This is a genomic window from Bacillus sp. SD088, from assembly GCF_017355205.1.
Classification (GTDB): domain Bacteria; phylum Bacillota; class Bacilli; order Bacillales; family Bacillaceae_C; genus Lederbergia.
The window spans coordinates 97068-114410 of the sequence record NZ_JADIJK010000014.1 but is presented as its reverse complement, the minus strand read 5'-3'; the positions used below and the strand labels follow the sequence as shown (position 1 = coordinate 114410).

Annotated in this window: 22 protein-coding genes and 1 other annotated feature; of the genes, 20 read left to right on the top strand and 2 right to left on the bottom strand. The window is 39.6% G+C overall.

Annotated features, from left to right (window positions below):
- Positions 1 to 141 precede the first annotated feature (141 nt).
- From minC to IPU53_RS13755, 10 genes are all read left to right on the top strand, one after another.
- Positions 142 to 822, top strand: coding sequence for a septum site-determining protein MinC (gene minC, locus IPU53_RS13800; RefSeq protein WP_207451634.1), 681 nt, complete (start codon positions 142 to 144; stop codon positions 820 to 822).
- Position 823: 1 nt separating this feature from the next.
- The gene (minD, locus tag IPU53_RS13795; RefSeq protein ID WP_207451594.1) at positions 824 to 1630 is read left to right on the top strand and encodes a septum site-determining protein MinD; all 807 of its coding nucleotides are present in this window, start codon (positions 824 to 826) and stop codon (positions 1628 to 1630) included.
- A 381-nt stretch (positions 1631 to 2011) separates the two neighbouring features.
- Positions 2012 to 2767 (top strand): M23 family metallopeptidase, encoded by a 756-nt coding sequence (locus tag IPU53_RS13790; protein WP_207451593.1) that lies wholly within the window; start codon positions 2012 to 2014, stop codon positions 2765 to 2767.
- A complete protein-coding gene (locus tag IPU53_RS13785) occupies positions 2760 to 3626 on the top strand; it encodes a M50 family metallopeptidase (RefSeq protein WP_207451592.1) in 867 nt (288 codons plus the stop codon). Before IPU53_RS13790 ends, IPU53_RS13785 begins: the two co-directional genes overlap by 8 nt.
- An 89-nt stretch (positions 3627 to 3715) precedes the next feature.
- Positions 3716 to 3801, top strand: a sequence feature (ribosomal protein L21 leader region).
- A 13-nt stretch (positions 3802 to 3814) separates the two neighbouring features.
- Positions 3815 to 4123 carry a 50S ribosomal protein L21 gene (rplU, locus tag IPU53_RS13780; protein WP_207451591.1) on the top strand — a complete coding sequence of 103 codons (309 nt, stop codon included), beginning with the start codon at positions 3815 to 3817 and terminating at the stop codon, positions 4121 to 4123.
- A 14-nt stretch (positions 4124 to 4137) separates the two neighbouring features.
- On the top strand, positions 4138 to 4473 hold the full coding sequence (locus IPU53_RS13775) for a ribosomal-processing cysteine protease Prp (RefSeq protein ID WP_207451590.1): 336 nt from the start codon (positions 4138 to 4140) through the stop codon (positions 4471 to 4473).
- A 134-nt stretch (positions 4474 to 4607) separates the two neighbouring features.
- The gene (gene rpmA / locus IPU53_RS13770) at positions 4608 to 4889 is read left to right on the top strand and encodes a 50S ribosomal protein L27 (RefSeq protein ID WP_207451589.1); all 282 of its coding nucleotides are present in this window, start codon (positions 4608 to 4610) and stop codon (positions 4887 to 4889) included.
- Positions 4890 to 5002: 113 nt separating this feature from the next.
- Entirely contained in the window at positions 5003 to 5554 is a 552-nt protein-coding gene (locus IPU53_RS13765) for a Spo0B C-terminal domain-containing protein (protein ID WP_207451587.1), read from the top strand.
- Positions 5555 to 5559: 5 nt separating this feature from the next.
- Entirely contained in the window at positions 5560 to 6852 is a 1293-nt protein-coding gene (obgE, locus tag IPU53_RS13760) for a GTPase ObgE (protein ID WP_207451585.1), read from the top strand.
- 12 nt (positions 6853 to 6864) lie between these two features.
- On the top strand, positions 6865 to 7335 hold the full coding sequence (locus IPU53_RS13755; RefSeq protein WP_207451583.1) for an ACT domain-containing protein: 471 nt from the start codon (positions 6865 to 6867) through the stop codon (positions 7333 to 7335).
- A 107-nt stretch (positions 7336 to 7442) separates the two neighbouring features.
- On the opposite strand, the gene IPU53_RS13750 is transcribed toward IPU53_RS13755, so the two are convergent.
- Positions 7443 to 7997, bottom strand: coding sequence for a transcription repressor NadR (locus IPU53_RS13750; RefSeq protein WP_207451581.1), 555 nt, complete (start codon positions 7995 to 7997; stop codon positions 7443 to 7445).
- A gap of 186 nt (positions 7998 to 8183) precedes the next feature.
- On the opposite strand from IPU53_RS13750, the gene safA reads away from it, so the two are divergent.
- From safA to IPU53_RS13735, 3 genes are all read left to right on the top strand, one after another.
- A complete protein-coding gene (safA, locus tag IPU53_RS25450; RefSeq protein WP_207451580.1) occupies positions 8184 to 9233 on the top strand; it encodes a SafA/ExsA family spore coat assembly protein in 1050 nt (349 codons plus the stop codon).
- On the top strand, positions 9226 to 10200 hold the full coding sequence (locus IPU53_RS13740) for a phosphotransferase (protein ID WP_207451578.1): 975 nt from the start codon (positions 9226 to 9228) through the stop codon (positions 10198 to 10200). Before safA ends, IPU53_RS13740 begins: the two co-directional genes overlap by 8 nt.
- 78 nt (positions 10201 to 10278) lie before the next feature.
- Entirely contained in the window at positions 10279 to 11007 is a 729-nt protein-coding gene (locus IPU53_RS13735) for a YebC/PmpR family DNA-binding transcriptional regulator (RefSeq protein ID WP_207451576.1), read from the top strand.
- Here the strand turns inward: IPU53_RS13735 and IPU53_RS13730 are convergent.
- Complete coding sequence (locus tag IPU53_RS13730) at positions 10986 to 11330, bottom strand: hypothetical protein (RefSeq protein WP_207451574.1); 345 nt, start codon at positions 11328 to 11330, stop codon at positions 10986 to 10988. The genes IPU53_RS13735 and IPU53_RS13730 overlap by 22 nt on opposite strands.
- A gap of 430 nt (positions 11331 to 11760) precedes the next feature.
- On the opposite strand from IPU53_RS13730, the gene IPU53_RS13725 reads away from it, so the two are divergent.
- From IPU53_RS13725 to tgt, 7 genes are all read left to right on the top strand, one after another.
- A complete protein-coding gene (locus IPU53_RS13725; protein ID WP_207451572.1) occupies positions 11761 to 12177 on the top strand; it encodes a hypothetical protein in 417 nt (138 codons plus the stop codon).
- Between the two features lie 245 nt (positions 12178 to 12422).
- On the top strand, positions 12423 to 12980 hold the full coding sequence (locus IPU53_RS13720; protein ID WP_242698292.1) for a BofC C-terminal domain-containing protein: 558 nt from the start codon (positions 12423 to 12425) through the stop codon (positions 12978 to 12980).
- 102 nt (positions 12981 to 13082) lie between these two features.
- Positions 13083 to 13691, top strand: a complete 609-nt coding sequence (ruvA, locus tag IPU53_RS13715; RefSeq protein ID WP_207451570.1) for a Holliday junction branch migration protein RuvA — start codon at positions 13083 to 13085, stop codon at positions 13689 to 13691.
- A gap of 240 nt (positions 13692 to 13931) precedes the next feature.
- Positions 13932 to 14933 (top strand): Holliday junction branch migration DNA helicase RuvB, encoded by a 1002-nt coding sequence (ruvB, locus tag IPU53_RS13710; protein ID WP_207451569.1) that lies wholly within the window; start codon positions 13932 to 13934, stop codon positions 14931 to 14933.
- Entirely contained in the window at positions 14930 to 15136 is a 207-nt protein-coding gene (locus IPU53_RS13705) for a DUF2905 domain-containing protein (RefSeq protein ID WP_207451568.1), read from the top strand. Before ruvB ends, IPU53_RS13705 begins: the two co-directional genes overlap by 4 nt.
- A gap of 2 nt (positions 15137 to 15138) precedes the next feature.
- Positions 15139 to 16167, top strand: coding sequence for a tRNA preQ1(34) S-adenosylmethionine ribosyltransferase-isomerase QueA (queA, locus tag IPU53_RS13700; protein ID WP_207451567.1), 1029 nt, complete (start codon positions 15139 to 15141; stop codon positions 16165 to 16167).
- Between the two features lie 22 nt (positions 16168 to 16189).
- Complete coding sequence (gene tgt / locus IPU53_RS13695) at positions 16190 to 17329, top strand: tRNA guanosine(34) transglycosylase Tgt (protein ID WP_207451566.1); 1140 nt, start codon at positions 16190 to 16192, stop codon at positions 17327 to 17329.
- The last annotated feature ends 14 nt before the right edge of the window (positions 17330 to 17343 follow it).

The window sequence follows — 17343 nt, the reverse complement described above, 5'->3', positions numbered from 1 at the left end:
CAAGATTTGTCGAATGAGCAAGAGATGACGATTTTGGTTATTTGCGTTAAAATATAGGAAATGAACCACGATGGAAGTTAGTTGTTGAAAGGAGATAAGAGGGCACAGTCAACGATTGAACGTCTCCTTTGCCCGCTATATATGAAAAATAGACAAAATGTCATGATAAAAGGAACGAAAGATGGTCTTTCATTACAATTAAATGATACTTGTTCTTATGAAGCATTATTACAAGAGCTGGACGAGAAGTTAGTGAATTTACATGGGCGAGAGAACGATAGTCCGCTTATTTCTGTACGCATTCTCGCTGGAAATCGATTGTTAACGGAAGAGCAACAGCAGGAATTGAAGGAACGAATACGCGATCAAAAAAACCTTGTAGTGGAAGAAATTGTGAGTAATGTTTTAACAAAGGAAGAATCGCAGCGAATTATAGATGAACAACTGATTACCTCTGTTACGACAATTGTCAGATCAGGACAGGTCTTGGAAGTGGCAGGTGATTTATTACTTGTAGGAGATGTGAACCCTGGTGGAACCGTTCGAGCTGGTGGGAATATTTTTATCATGGGCGCTCTCAAAGGAATTGCCCACGCTGGTTTCGCAGGTAAAAAGGAAGCAGTCATTGTCGCTTCTTTTATGACACCTTCACAATTACGGATTGCTGACTGTATCACACGTCCCCCTGATGATCGTGATCAGGAAGGACATCATCAAATGGAATGTGCCTACATAGATGAATCGCAACAAATTATGATTGATAGATTGCAAAATTTGAAACATATTAGACCAAATATTACAAGATTCAAAGGGGGACGTTAAAATGGGTGAGGCGATTGTGATTACATCAGGTAAAGGAGGAGTTGGGAAAACAACTACCTCCGCAAATCTTGGAACAGCCCTTGCCCTGCAAGGGAAAAAGGTATGTTTAATTGATACGGATATAGGCTTACGTAATCTTGATGTTGTATTAGGATTGGAAAGTCGCATTATTTATGATCTTGTTGATGTTGTGGAAGAAAAATGTAAACCGCATCAAGCCTTAGTGAAGGATAAGAGATTTGATGATCGTTTATACCTATTACCAGCTGCACAAACAAGTGATAAGACTGCTGTATCGCCTGAACAAATGAAACAACTCATCTCCAATATGAAACAAGATTATGATTATATTTTAATTGATTGTCCAGCTGGAATCGAGCAAGGATACAAAAATGCAGTCGCTGGTGCAGACCGCGCCATTGTTGTCACTACACCTGAAATTTCGGCTGTCCGTGATGCAGATCGGATTATCGGCTTATTGGAAAAGGAAGACACATTAGAACCGCCAAAATTAATTATAAATAGAATCCGTAGCCAAATGATGAAGGATGGCGATGTCCTAGATGTTGATGAGATCGCCCAGCATTTATCGATTGATCTACTGGGGATTGTTCAAGATGATGCAGAAGTGATAAAATCATCGAATCAAGGAGAGCCGATTGCGCTTAATCCTAATAGTAAAGCTTCCATTGCATATAGGAATATAGCCAGACGAATTTTAGGAGAGTCTGTCCCCTTACAATCGCTTGATGATGAAAAAACAGGCTTCTTTGTAAAATTGAAGAGGTTATTTAGTAGCTCATCCTAAATCTACCAACGAAACTTTCACATCTTTTGATGTGGAAGTTTTTTTGTATTGCAAGATAAAAAAGTATAAATTTTGGCTAGTGCTTGATCCAGCTCCAGGCGCCATCGGCTTGAGGCTCGCAGGAGTGATTCCACCGGCGTTGCGACGTACAGGATGTGACTAGTGCAGACGAAGCGACAGGACATCGCGCTTGAGTCTGCCGCCAGGACGTGGCGACCTTAGCTGATGTTCGAAATAACCTGAACCGAAGAAAGGCAAAGAGCGCCTTCCTTTGGTTCAGAACATTTGCTTGTCGGGCGCCTTGCGCTTTTCCTAACTTATCGCATATTTGCTCTGGACAAGTCATATGGTAGTAAAAATGGCTAAGGGGGATGGGGGAGAATGGACCGCCATAAATTGGAACAAATTCGGAGAGAAATGAATAAAAGAAGGAAACAATATGGCATTACTCATGATCGGAAATTAGAAGAGACATTTTTTCAACAGGATGATGGGGAAAACTCTGTTTTTGAATCAGACCCTAACGAATCGGTGCATCCACTTTTTAAAAAGGAAGTCTTTTTTATGAAAATCTTTATTTCAGCCATTCTTGTCCTGCTTGTTGCTATTATTTTTCAATCACCCTCTTCAAAGATGGAAGCGGCAAAGGCTGAGATAAAAAAAACATTTGAACGTGAATTTCAATTCGCGGTTGTAGCAGATTGGTATGAAGAAAAATTCGGACAACCATTGGCCCTTTTTCCTGCACAATCGGATTCTAACAAGGAGGAACTGAAGGAAAACTTAGCTATGCCTGTAACAGGAAAAATACTAGAACCTTTCTCCGAGGAGCATCAGGGAATTATTATGGAGACAGGAACTGAAGCGAAGGTGGAGGCAATGTCATCAGGGACGGTCACGTTCGCCGGAAAGAAGGAGGGAATCGGCAATACCGTTATTATTCAGCATCCTGATTATTCTGAATCATGGTATGGTATGCTGGATCATATCTCTGTCAAATCAATGGAAAAAGTGACGGCGGAACAACTGATTGGCACTGTTTCTTCAGGGGAAGATGGAGAAACCGGGCAGTTTTATTTTGCGATTAAACAACATGATACATTTATCGATCCTATCCAGGTGATGAAATTTGAATAAGTATGGGCGCCTTTTTACAAAAATAAGAATTCATCCATTAATGTGGGGAATAGCTGGGCTAAGTGTGCTCACTGGATACTTCTGGGAGTTACTCGCCCTTTTCTCGATCGTCTTTATTCATGAAATGGGTCATGCTGTTGTCGCTCAATTTTTTAATTGGAAGATAAAAAAGGTCATGCTTCTCCCCTTTGGGGGTTTTTGTGATGTTGATGAGCATGGAAATCGAACGCTGGTTGAAGAGTTTTGTGTGATTATCGGAGGGCCCCTTCAACACCTATGGATAGCTGGAATCATTCCTCTTCTTCATATGGGCGGACTAATATCAGCAGAGTATGCCCAGCAAATTAGCCACTATAATTGGATGATTATGATCTTTAATCTTCTGCCAATTCGCCCACTTGATGGTGGGAAATTAGTTCATTTATATCTCTCAACTTATAAATCTTATCTTGATTCCGTACGAATGTCTGTAGTTATTTCATTTGTTATTTTATTGATGTTCCATATACTTGTTCTTTTGGTGGCACCTCTTCATATCAACATTTGGGTGATTTTAATGTATTTAAATGTTTGTTTATGGACGGATTGGAAACAGCAAAAATATCTCTTAATGAGATTCTTGTTGGAACGCCATTTTGGAGAACAACAAAGCATTTCACGATTACAAACAATACAGGCTGATAGCGAGGATTATGTTTTTGATATATTAAGCAAGTTTAAACGAGGCTATAAACATTTAATTGATATTGATGGAAAAACGGATCGTGAATGTCAATTAGATGAAAATGAACTCCTCCATGCGTACTTTTCGGAGAAAAAAGTACGAGCGCGCTTAATCGATCTCATGTATGCAAGCTAACGATTTTTGCCATGTATATCTTTTATACTTAAACCGCTATTGACAGTTGAACATTGTATATGCTAAAATTTTTATGTTAGTTTGTAGCGCCTGAGCTACAACCGCGCATACCAGGTATGAAAGTTTCTATTTTTTGAAAATAGAGCACCTGCAAATGGCGAGTCTTAGTCTAATAAGGAGGTGCGATTATGTACGCAATTATTGAAACTGGTGGAAAACAAGTAAAGGTAGAAGAAGGACAAGTAATCTACGTTGAAAAGGTAGATGCGACTGAAGGAGATTCCTTTACTTTTGACAAAATTCTTTTCGTTGGTGGCGAAGATGTAAAAGTAGGGAGCCCATTTGTAGAGGGAGCTACTGTTACAGCTAAAGTTGAAAAACAAGGCCGTCAAAAGAAAATTGTTGTTTTCAAATATAAGCCGAAGAAAAATTATCATAAAAAACAAGGGCATCGTCAGCCTTACACAAAACTTGTCATTGAAAAAATCAATGCTTAAGAGAAGATGTTCCTATGATTCAAATTAGAATTAGCCGTACAGCTGATGGCGACATTAGTGGCTTTACAATGCAAGGTCATGCTCAATTTGCCGATAAAGGGAAAGATATTGTTTGTGCAGGTGTTTCAGCTGTCGCCTTTGGCAGTTTAAATGCAGTTATTGCCCTGACTCCAATTGAACCGGATATCACGATAGAAGAAGATGGTTTTCTAAAGTGTTCCCTTTCTCAGCCTTTGGAAGGAGAAGGGAACAAGCAGGTTCAATTATTATTAGAAGGAATGATTGTTTCCTTACAAACAATTGAAAGAGAATATCCTGAGTATGTAAAAATTAAATTTATGAAAAGTTAATTTGGCTAGAATTAGATCTAGCTCCAGTGCCAAGCCACGAAAAAAGTCAAAACCGGACTTTTCCCGTCTCAGAACATTTGCTTGTCGGGGCTGATCAAAGCACTTGCGCTTTTCTAAAAATGGAGGTGAATCAAATGCTAAAATTGGATCTTCAGTTTTTTGCTTCGAAAAAAGGAGTAGGTTCTACTAAAAACGGTCGTGATTCAGAATCAAAACGATTGGGTGCGAAACGAGCAGATGGTCAACTTGTATCAGGTGGCTCGATTTTATACCGTCAACGTGGAACAAAAATTCATCCAGGGGAAAATGTTGGCCGTGGAAGTGATGATACACTATTTGCCAAAACAGATGGTGTGGTTCGCTTTGAACGTGTTGGTCGCAACAAGAAAAAAGTCAGCGTATACCCAGTAGCATAAGACAAATCACAGAAAGGCTCTAACCAACTATGGCTAGAGCCTTTTTTATTTCTACTCATTCGCTTCTTTTTATTATACAATAGAGACGATTGAAGAATGTTGGGAAGGATATAATGATGAAAGATAAAGAAGAAACACTTACTTTATTACAGCACGCTCGCCATGATTGGTTAAATCGAATTCAATTGATTAAAGGCTATCTAGCTTTAGGAAAAACGGAAGAAGCTGAACGAGTGATTGAAGAAATCGTTTTAGAATCTCAACAGGAAACGAAATTAACAAAATTAGGTTTGCCAGAATTTGCGACATTGTTTCTGCTTCATAATTGGGGCTGGGAAGGCCATACATTTCAGATAGAATATGAGTTCATCAATGATTTACCTGCCCAATTCATCAATGATGTAACATTGACGGATTGGATGAAAAGCTTTTTTCAAGTAATCTCAGATGCTCTTCATCCATTATATGCGAATCAATTATATGTTTCGATTGAACCGTTGGAAAAAAGCCTTTCCTTGCATTTTGATTTTGAAGGAAAGTTAAAGGATTTAAGAAGTTTAGAGAAATGGTTATTACATTATGAAGATAAACAGATTCACATTAACCTTAAAGAAGTAAGTGAAACGAATTTTATTTGTAACGTTATTTTTAGTGGAATGGAGTGATCATTGTGTTTGTCGATCAGGTGAAGGTTTATGTGAAGGGTGGAGATGGCGGCAATGGGATGGTTGCCTTCCGCAGAGAAAAATATGTAGCGATGGGCGGACCAGCTGGTGGAGATGGCGGAAAAGGCGCAGATGTTGTTTTCCAGGTAGATGAAGGATTACGTACGCTCATGGATTTCCGCTATCAACGGCATTTCAAGGCGCTCCGAGGTGAGCACGGGATGTCTAAAAGCAAGCACGGAAAGGGTGCAGAAGATTTAGTTGTCAAAGTACCACCAGGAACTGTTGTAAAGGATCTTGTAACAGAAGAGGTGATTGCCGACCTTGTCGAACATGACCAGCAAGCTGTAGTGGCTAGAGGAGGACGTGGAGGTAGAGGAAATGTCCGCTTTGCTACACCGGCAAACCCAGCTCCAGAAATGGCAGAAAATGGAGAGCCGGGACAGGAAAGAGATGTTGTTCTTGAACTAAAAATTCTTGCTGATGTAGGACTTGTTGGTTTTCCAAGTGTGGGGAAATCCACTTTGCTTTCTATTGTTTCAGCAGCCAAACCTAAAATAGCAGAATACCATTTCACAACCATCGTTCCGAATCTAGGTGTTGTAGAGACTGAAGATGGTCGTAGTTTTGTTATGGCTGATTTGCCAGGCTTGATAGAAGGGGCTCATCAAGGAGTGGGGCTTGGTCATCAATTTCTTCGCCATATTGAGAGGACGAGAGTAATTGTTCATGTGATCGATATGTCTGGTATGGAAGGAAGAGATCCATTTGAAGATTTCCAGACCATTAATCAAGAATTAGAAAGATATAATCTTCGCTTGCTTGAGCGCCCGCAAATTATTGTGGCTAATAAAATGGACATGCCTGAAGCAGAGGAAAATTTAGCTGTTTTTCGTACTAAACTTAAGGAAGAGTATCCAATCTACCCAATCTCCGCGTTGACAAGGAGTGGAATCCGGGATTTATTATTTGAAGTAGCGAATCAATTGGAAACAACCCCAGAATTTCCGCTCTATGAGACCGAAGACGCTGATTCGGACATTCATCGTGTTGTATACCGCTATGAAAAAGACCCGGATCAATTTTCGATTACAAGAGACCCAGATAGTGCTTTTGTGATAAATGGAGATTCAATCGAGCGTCTGTTTAAGATGACAGATTTCTCAAGGGATGAATCGGTCCGCAAGTTCGCTAGACAAATGAGGGGAATGGGCGTCGATGATGCATTGCGAGAACGTGGAGCGAAGGATGGAGACATTATTCGAATTCTAGAATTTGAATTTGAATTTATTGAATAACACCTATGGTGAATGGGGGAGAGGATATTGGGAGAGAAAGAATATCAAAAAAAGTTTTATCTGGTGCGAGAAGATGTTTTACCCGAAGCAATGAAAAAAACATTGGAAGCAAAAGAGTTAATTGAGCGGAAAAAGTCCGTTTCTATTTGGGATGCTGTCCAACAAGTTGATTTAAGTCGTAGTGCGTTTTATAAATATCGAGACACAGTTTTACCTTTTCACAGGGTTGTAAAAGAGAAAATTATTTCGTTGTTCTTTTATCTTGAAGATCGGCCAGGGTCTCTTTCTACATTATTAGCAATTGTTGCCAAACATGCTTGCAACGTATTAACCATACATCAAACGATTCCTTTACAAGGACGAGCAAATGTAACTCTTTCACTGGATATCGCGAATATGAGTGATGAAATTGATGATCTCCTTGCCGAACTGAATCGACTGGAATTTGTTGATCGAGTTGATGTATTGAGTTCAGGTGGATAATCACATCAGAAGTCAGATCCCACTAAATCTCACTTAGATGAAAATTTAGTGGGAAAGATGAATTAGATTGTTGCAAAAGAAACACCTTATCCAGAATCATGGTCTGGTTAAGGTGTTTCATTTTCATCGACAAGTATCCCTGCGGCTTTTAATTCTTTTTCCGCTTTTTCGATAGCTTCCTTACTAGGTGCTGCTATCGTATGTAAATGAATACCTGATGTGAGATCCGCCAAAAGGGAGGAATTCGTTAATTTTACTTTATTGAGGAAATGTTCCACTTCTTTTCGATTAGAGACCATCAGGGAGGCAGTAAGATCTCCATAAATGGGATGTTCGACAGCCACAGTCTTTACTGTGATGCCGTGATCGACTAAAATATTCAGTTCCTCTTCTGTTTGGCTACGTGCGTGTAGGCAAACGATGGTTTTTTCAATAAGAAGGTTCTCCTGAGGGGAGCGCATATACAAATAGCCTTGACTTGTAGCAATAATAGGGATATTCCGTGCCTTCAATAAATTTATATCTCCAACGATAACTTGTCGACTGACCCCTGTTTTTTCGGCTAACTCACTTCCCGTAATGGGAGAATTCTTTTCTTTTAATAAAGAAAGCAATGTTTCTCTTCTTTCTTCTCCTAGAATCTTTTTTCCTTCCTTCTGCATTTAACCCCTCCATTCCATATTTTAAGCCTATTTTATCATATTCTTTGTTCTTTCTTCATTAATGAAGAAGGACAAACTAGATTTGTCATAAATAACCGCCCAATCTCATAAGTTTTGATGAAGATTATTAGCATTTTGCCCAATCATTCATACACTATATAGACTGAGCTTGAGGAGGGAAAATTTGTGAAGATCCATATTGTACAAAAAGGAGAAACATTATGGAATATTGCCCAAAAGTATGGTGTGAATTTTGATGAACTGAAAAAGTTAAATGCGCAATTGTCCAATCCAGAAATGATTATGCCGGGAATGAAAATTAAAGTCCCTGGTCATTCAGGTGGAGGGGCGAAGGAGAAACCGGTTCATCACCAGCAATCCGGACAGAAGGAAATGCCTAAGGCAGAACATCCTTTTGCGCCTAAAAAGGAAGCACCGATGCCCGTTGCGAAGCCACCGAAGGAAAAGCCAAAGAAGGAGAAACCACAGTATATCTATCAACCGGTAATGCCTCAACCACAGCCATTACCAGAGATTGATATTAACAATTATTATACGATGAATATGCAACAAATGCAGAGTCAACAAATGCCACAACCGGTGCCTCCAAAGGAAAAACCTGTACAACATGAAGAGGAATCTCCTATACAGGAAATGCCAGTTCAGCAACCTATGTATGGGTGTTATCCGATGCCACAACCGTGTTTTGATCCTTGTTATCCGTATCCACAACCGCAGCCATATCAAGGATATATGATGCCACAAGTGCAAGGGGCGATGACAGGGGCTCCGATGATGCCTTATCAACCTCACATGCCGATGCCTGGTTATGGCCCGCAAACGCAATGGGAAGTGGATGAATCTTCGGATGACTATGTAGGAATGCAACAACCATATTATGGTGGGACACAGCATCAAATGGAAAGTTCTTCCGATAATCAACATATGGGAATGGGAATGATGCATGGTATGGCTCAACCTTACCCCCAACCTGGTATGCAAATGGCTGGCTTCCAACAACCGATGCCACCACAAGCTAACTATATGAATCAAGCAGGGGGGGATTGTGGGTGTGGAAATCAAATACCTCAGTTCCATCCACACCCCTACGGTATGCAAGGACAGCCAATGCCTATGCAAGGGCAAATGTATCGAGGATATCCACCTGTAGGAACAGCAATACCGCCCACCTATGCTATGCCTGTTCGTCCCAATCATGGGGAAGGAAATGAATAATAATTTTTCAGAAGAGAGAGACGGGATACAACGCCGTCTCCTTCTTTTATTGAGGGAGAATTTTGAACTTCCTTTTATTCGAATCAAGCCAATAAAAAAAATGGTATGGCAAGCTAGTACAAAAAATCAACATTGGATTTTGAAAGAATTTTCTACATTGTCCCTTTTTAAAAGACAAGTATTTTTTACAGAAGAATTAAAGGAGAATGGATTTACCCAAACCTATTCCATCCACCCGAAACCAATTATACTAAGCGATAGAGTTTTTGGACTCATCCAATTTATCGAAGCTGGGTCAGGGGGGAACGTTAATTATCAGCATAGATCTGATATTAAGGATGTTTTCTTATTGCTGCAAACATATCATCAAGCAACCAGCAATATATCCAACACCGTAAGAGAGCAAATGCCTGTTTTTGAACAAATAAATAAATGGAAAAAAAGATTAACCGACTTTAGGCAGACACTTTCTCTATATACTCAGCATCCGCTCCGTCCTCAGTTAAGTTATTTTGCAGATCTCGGCGATTGGGCTCTTGATAAAATGCAAAAGCAGGCTTCCTTTTTCACGGAAGAACCCCATTGTATTATACATGGAGATGTCGCTAGTCATAATTTTATTCGTGATAAAAAAAATCGATTATGGCTAATTGATTTTGATTTAATTGCTTTAGCACCAGCACATATTGATTATTTGCAGCTTTCTAATCGGATTCTCCCCCATCTGAATTGGGAGCTTGAACGTTTAATTTCATTTCAGCCTATCCAGCCATTCCAAACAAAAGCAGCATTTATAACAGCCCTTGTGTACCCAACTGATATTTTTAGAGAGTGGCTTCATTTTACACGGAGTCATTCACTTGAGCAAAAAAGAAGATGGCCGATGATGGAGACTTTATTACTTAAACAATTTAAGCAAAGAATGAAATTTAATAAGGAGATCATGAAGAAAGTTGAATCTTTATAATATGTGTGGAAAGATTGCTCGTTATTCCAACTTTCGATATAGTTAAGGAAATGAAGTCATGGGAGAGGGGAGTTTAACATGGCAGGACATTCGAAATGGAAAAATATTCAAAATAGGAAAAATGCACAAGATGCCAAACGGGGGAAAGTATTTCAAAAATTAGCCAAGGAAATCTATGTGGCCGCAAAATTGGGTGGTCCTGATCCAAGTACAAATCCTTCCTTGCGACTTGTGGTGGAGAAAGCAAAGGCAGAAAATATGCCTAACGATAATATCGGGCGGGCGATTGACAAGGCAGCTGGGAACAAAGATACGGAACATTATGAAGAGATTATCTATGAGGGATATGGCCCAAGTGGTTCAGCTGTGATGGTGATGTGTTTAACCGATAATAAAAATCGAACGGCGACAAATGTGAGAGTGGCATTCAATAAAAATGGCGGGAATCTTGGTGAAACAGGCTGTGTCGCTTATATGTTTGATCGAAAGGGATATTTAGCCATAGATCGTCAAGATATAAATATAGCCGAAGATGATATGCTTTTATCAGTCATTGAAGCAGGTGGCGAGGAAATGGAAACAAGCGAAGAAGCTTTTGAAATTTATACAGATCCTGAAAGTTTCATAGAGGTAAAAGAAACCCTAGAAAACCAAGGTTTTACGTTTGCCACTGCTGAAATCACAATGGTGCCACAAACCTATACGCAACTTGAGGGTGAACAAGCGGAGAAAATGCAAAAATTGTTAGATGTGCTGGAAGATGATGACGATGTGCAGGAAGTGTATCATAATTTTGCAAATGAATGATAACCTTGAGCATCATTTTCGGATGGAGGAACTGCGCCGTCCCCCGGATAATGGACGAAAAGCTGTTCATCCGGGATGGCTTCGATCATGGAGTCGACCCGGGCGACATGGTGCTCCGGAATCAATGATTCGACATCCAGGATGACGAAGGACTGGCGGTTGTTGTAGGGGCGGAATACAGGCGCAAGCTTGCGTTTCGGTCGTTCACAGGCTATCTCTTCTATCTTTATCGAAAAAGCCAATTGTGTGGGATACTCTTCAGTAGCAGTCTTCGGATTGCACATAAAAAATCGCTTCTTTGGATGTTGTGGTGGTAACTTCATTCTACTAAAGGAAGCGATTTTTTCTATTTATCCCGCATTAACGGGCAGTAATACCCCCCACCTCAAGAATTTAGAGATTACGGAGAAGCATAGGTGTGGGATACACTGCCCGTCCGTTGCTGGGAGTGCAGAGGCCGACTCCTGCGGGACAAGCATCCCGCAAGGCGCACAGCGACTGAGGAAGCTCAAGCCTTGCCCCGGAACGGAAGGCAACCGGAAACCGCACACCAACTTTTACATACTTAGAAAAAGGGTTGTCACAGAAAAGCTCAGTTTTCACTGACTTTCTGGACAGCCCCATTATTTAATATAGGATTGAAATCCGAATGAAGGTCTGCGGCTTGGACACTTTTCTACTATAGGGACAGCCCCAATCATGACTTATAAATACTGCGCTATTTTTTGGAAACAATATCATCGAGGTGTCCAAATGCTAAAAAAGATTCTGGTTTATATCTTTGCTTTTCATTTTATTGCAACTAACCCTATGGCGCAAACTAACCCGCAAATAGAAATATTCGATATACAGCAAGGTAAGGTTATAAAATATGTACAAAAAGACACAGATATACAAGAAGAAGTAGAGAAATTTCTTGAAGGTATAACAGGTGTATATGTTCATCACAACCCGATTCCAAATAAAGGGTGGATGATCAGAATTCCTTTGGAGCCTAATATTATGGTGAAAAACCAATGGTTTGATGATCTTGTAGATGAAGTGATTATTATTTTTTCTGGTCAAGAAAGTCCATATTTAATGATGCTTGACGAGGAAAACAAACCATATTTCTTCACATTTGAGGGCAATACAGCAAATTTAATGGCATTATTAAACTTTAAACCATAGATCTAGCCATGGACTGATGTGCTATTGCAATGAACTGATGTGCTATTGCAATGAACTGATGTGCTATTGCAATGAACACATGCAACCCAGAAGCAACTCTCTCTATTTAACAGTTCAATTATTTGGGCATTCGGATTCCTGTGTGGGAATATGAAAAGAGTCAAAATAAAAATATGGATATGAATGTTATTTTATGGGCAATATAGATTCTAAGAATTAAATTTATAGGCAAAGAGGTGATCCGTATGAAACTTACGGGAAAATTGCTTATTTCATTTATGATCTTAGTAGTAGTGAGTTTAGCGAATCAGCCATCATTAGATATGCAGAGGACTCAAGCACAATCAACAGCTGAGGAAGATCCAGTTTACATCCCTGAAAGCCCGCTTGAGATTGAGGTTTTGCTAAAAAGGAAATATTTAGATGGCGACATAAGTGAAGAAATAGTAAGCGAAACCATATGGGCACTAGAGGATTTTTGGTCTAAATATGAAAAATGGCAGCTAATTGATATAGATGAAAAACGAGTTATTTTTGAAAGGGAAGTAAATGATATTTCCCCCTTATTAAAAGTCAATGGCTTCTTTGGTCTGCAAGAGGACGGTACCTTATCGATTTTTAATGGCAGCCCTGATCAAGAGGATATTATCCATTCCTTTTTTCAAATTGATATGAAAAAATTAGAAGGGAATAAAAGGGAAGAGCTTAAGAAGGGAATCCCGATCCAAACAAAAGAGACCTTTACAGAAGTATTAGAAACAATGAAACAGTATTCAACTGAAAAGAAAAGCCTGACTTTTTAGGGAGTCAGGCTTTAAGTTTGCAGTAACAGAAGGAATTTTATCCCTCATTAATGGAAAGTTTTATGTTACAATAAAGGTTAGTATGAAAGAGGAGAGAAACTAGTGTACGAGTATATAAAAGGGATAATTGAACACACTGGACCTGAGTATATTGTGTTAGAAAACAATGGGATTGGCTACCAAATTTTAACACCTAATCCATTTGTTTTTTCAAAGAATCAGGACGTTGAAACGATTGTTTATACATATCAACATGTTCGGGAAGATCTTATCGCATTATATGGTTTTACGACATTTGAAGAAAAGATCCTATTTAAGAAGCTTTTGAATGTCTCAGGGATTGGCCCCAAAGGAGCATTGGCCATTTTGGCTTATGGAGAACCGGCTCAGGTGATCCAGGCAATTGAAAATGAAGATGAGAAGTTTCTTGTTAAATTTCCTGGTGTAGGAAAGAAAACAGCGAGGCAAATGATCCTTGATTTAAAAGGAAAATTACAAGATGTTGTGACTTTACCTGAAGTGGCTGCGACTGTTCAAAGAGAAGAGGCTGTACTAGATGATGCTGAAGATGAGTTGAAAGAAGCATTATTAGCATTGGGCTCACTTGGCTACTCCGAACGTGAACTAAAAAAGGTCGAACCAAAACTACAAGGAAAGGACTTAACAACAGATCAGTATATTAAACAGGCTTTACAATTATTGATGATTTGATAGATAAGGATGTTCAAAAAGTCCATGAAAATGACACTGCAGGATATATGATCTTCGACTAAGTGCCGACACATCCTGTGTCGAACGTCGAAGTCAGCATAACACGGGCAAGTCCGCCTTGAATTTTCGACGTACAGGATGTACTAGTGTCGGCGTTAGTGATTGACGTCAGCGTCGTAGTCGCCGACTTGGTCCTTTTTATCCTTCTTTTTGAACATTCATTAGAAAGGAAGAGATGGGATGGAAGAACGAGTATTATCTAGTGAAGCAATAGTAAATGATCTTTCTTTTGAACAGAGTCTCCGTCCGCAAACTTTATCCCAGTATATCGGACAAAATGAAGTAAAGAAAAATTTAGCTGTTTTTATTGAAGCAGCAAAATTAAGAAAAGAAACCTTAGATCATGTGCTTCTCTATGGACCGCCAGGACTTGGGAAGACGACTCTAGCGGTTGTGATTGCTAATGAAATGGGCGTCAATGTGCGGACAACTTCTGGACCTGCTATTGAAAGACCTGGTGATTTAGCAGCTATCTTAACGTCTCTTGAACCAGGAGAAGTATTATTTATCGATGAAATTCATCGTTTACCTAGAGCAATCGAAGAAGTGTTATATCCCGCAATGGAAGACTATTGTTTAGATATTGTCATCGGAAAAGGGCCAGAATCTCGATCTGTTCGTCTTGATCTTCCACCTTTTACGCTTGTAGGGGCAACAACAAGAGCTGGTTCCGTCTCAGCACCATTACGCGATCGTTTTGGGGTATTAAGTCGTTTAGAATATTATACTGAAGATCAATTAACAAATATTATCCATCGTACAGCGGAAATATTAGAAACAGAGATTGAGGGGCAAGGTGCAATTGAAATTGCTCGGCGCTCACGTGGAACGCCAAGGATTGCAAATCGATTATTGAGAAGGGTTCGTGATTTTGCGCAAGTGAGGGGAGATGGAGTAATCACTCAACAACTTGCAGATCAAGCCTTAGAGTTATTACAGGTCGATCGTTTAGGTCTTGATAATATTGATCATAAGCTTTTAAAAGGGATGATTGATAAGTTTCGAGGAGGGCCGGTTGGATTAAGCACTATCGCCGCGAGCATCGGGGAAGAAGCGATGACCATAGAGGATGTCTATGAGCCTTATTTAATGCAGATCGGCTTTTTGCAAAGGACACCAAGGGGAAGAATCGTGACAGAGCTTGTGTACGAACATTTTCATTTAGAGGTGCCAGAACGGTGAATGGAGCAGCAAAAGTTCTTATGATTATAGGAGGAGTTATTTTTGCGATTGGTTTTATTGCGCAATTTGTAAAAATAGGTAAACTACCTGGAGATATTATTGTTAAGAAAGAAAATTTCACATTTTACTTTCCAGTTGTAACATCCATTCTCCTAAGTGTAATATTAACAGTGGTGCTGTATTTGATTGGGAGGTTTAAATAGTTGTGAAATTGGATCAATTTGATTTTGAATTGCCGGAAGAATTAATCGCACAAGTCCCGCTGAAAGACCGCGCATCCAGTCGTTTGATGGTTTTAGATAAACAGACAGGAAAGGTCACACACGAGACTTTTCATAACCTAATGACTTTTTTACGCAAAGGCGATTGTTTAGTTTTAAACGATACAAAGGTGCTCCCTGCGAGATTATTTGGTTTAAAAGTTGAAACAGGCGCGAAAGTTGAAGTATTATTGTTAAAACAATTAAATGGGGATCAATGGGAAACATTAGTAAAGCCTGCTAAGCGTTTAAAAAAAGGCATGACATTAACTTTTGGAGACGGTCAGTTAAAAGCGGTCTGCCTAGATGAATTAGAGCATGGTGGACGTATTCTTGAATTCCATTATGATGGAATTTTTTACGAAGTGCTCGATCAGCTTGGTAAAATGCCGCTTCCCCCTTATATTAAAACACAACTTGAAGATCAAGACCGCTATCAAACCGTTTATGCAAAGGAGCGAGGATCGGCAGCAGCTCCAACAGCTGGATTGCATTTTACCGAAGAGCTCCTTGAGGAAATACGTGAAAAAGGAATACATATTGCCTATATTACTCTTCACGTAGGACTAGGAACATTTAGGCCAGTTAATGTTGATGATATTGAGGAACATGATATGCATTCAGAGTTTTATCGAATATCAGAAGAGACGTCGGCGTTATTGAATCAGACAAGGAAACAAGGGGGAAGGATTATTTCGGTGGGCACGACTTCTACAAGAACCCTTGAAACGATTGCATCCGCTCATAATGGTTATTTTACCAAAGGCAATGGGTGGACTGATATTTTCATTTATCCCGGTTATGAATTTAAAGGCATAGATGGAATGATTACAAATTTCCATTTGCCAAAATCGACCCTCATTATGCTTGTGAGCGCACTTGCTGGTCGAGAGCAGGTCCTCCATGCATATGAAGAAGCAGTGAGAGAAAAATATCGTTTTTTTAGCTTTGGAGATGCAATGTTATTGATTTAAGTTGTAGAAAGGATTGGAAAGCTTGAGCGCGATCACATATGAATTAATAAAAACATGTAAACAAACTGGCGCCAGACTAGGAGTCCTGCATACTCCTCATGGGTCTTATGAAACTCCCATGTTTATGCCTGTAGGAACACTTGCGACAGTCAAAACGATGTCACCTGAAGAATTGAAAAAAATGGGGGCAGGTGTGATATTAAGTAATACTTATCACCTTTGGCTCCGGCCTGGGCATGAACTTATAAAAGAAGCAGGTGGCCTACATTCTTTTATGAATTGGGATCAAGCGATCTTAACAGATTCAGGTGGGTTTCAAGTCTTCTCTTTAAGTGAATTTAGAAGGATTGAAGAGGAGGGCGTCCATTTTCGCAATCATTTAAATGGGGACAAACTGTTTCTTTCTCCCGAAAAATCGATGGAAATTCAAAATGCCCTTGGCTCAGACATTATGATGGCTTTTGATGAATGTCCACCATATCCTGCTACGCATGAATATATGAAAAAATCAGTTGAACGAACTTCCCGCTGGGCCGAGAGATGTCTAAACGCTCATAATCGTACAGAAGATCAGGGGCTTTTTGGAATCGTCCAAGGCGGAGAATTTGAGGATCTTCGGAAACAAAGTGCTAATGATTTAGCATCTCTCGATTTTCCTGGTTATGCTGTTGGTGGATTATCCGTTGGTGAACCAAAAGATATTATGAATCGAATGTTAGAGTATACTACACCCTTATTGCCTAGTAACAAACCGCGTTATCTTATGGGTGTTGGCTCTCCGGATTCTTTAATTGATGGGAGTATACGGGGGATTGATATGTTTGACTGTGTATTGCCAACAAGGATTGCTAGAAATGGAACATTGATGACGTCGAATGGTCGCTTAGTCGTAAAAAATGCAGCCTATGCCCGTGATTTTAATCCAATCGATGAAAACTGTGATTGCTATACATGTAAGAATTATAGCAGAGCCTATATTCGTCATTTAATCAAATGTGACGAAACGTTTGGAATAAGACTTACGACTTACCATAATTTGCATTTTCTGTTAAAATTGATGGAGCAAGTCCGACAAGCGATAAGAGAAGATCGCCTAGGTGACTTCAGAAAAGATTTTTTTGAGCGTTATGGATTTAATTCTCCCGACGCGAAAAATTTCTAATATAGATTTTATAA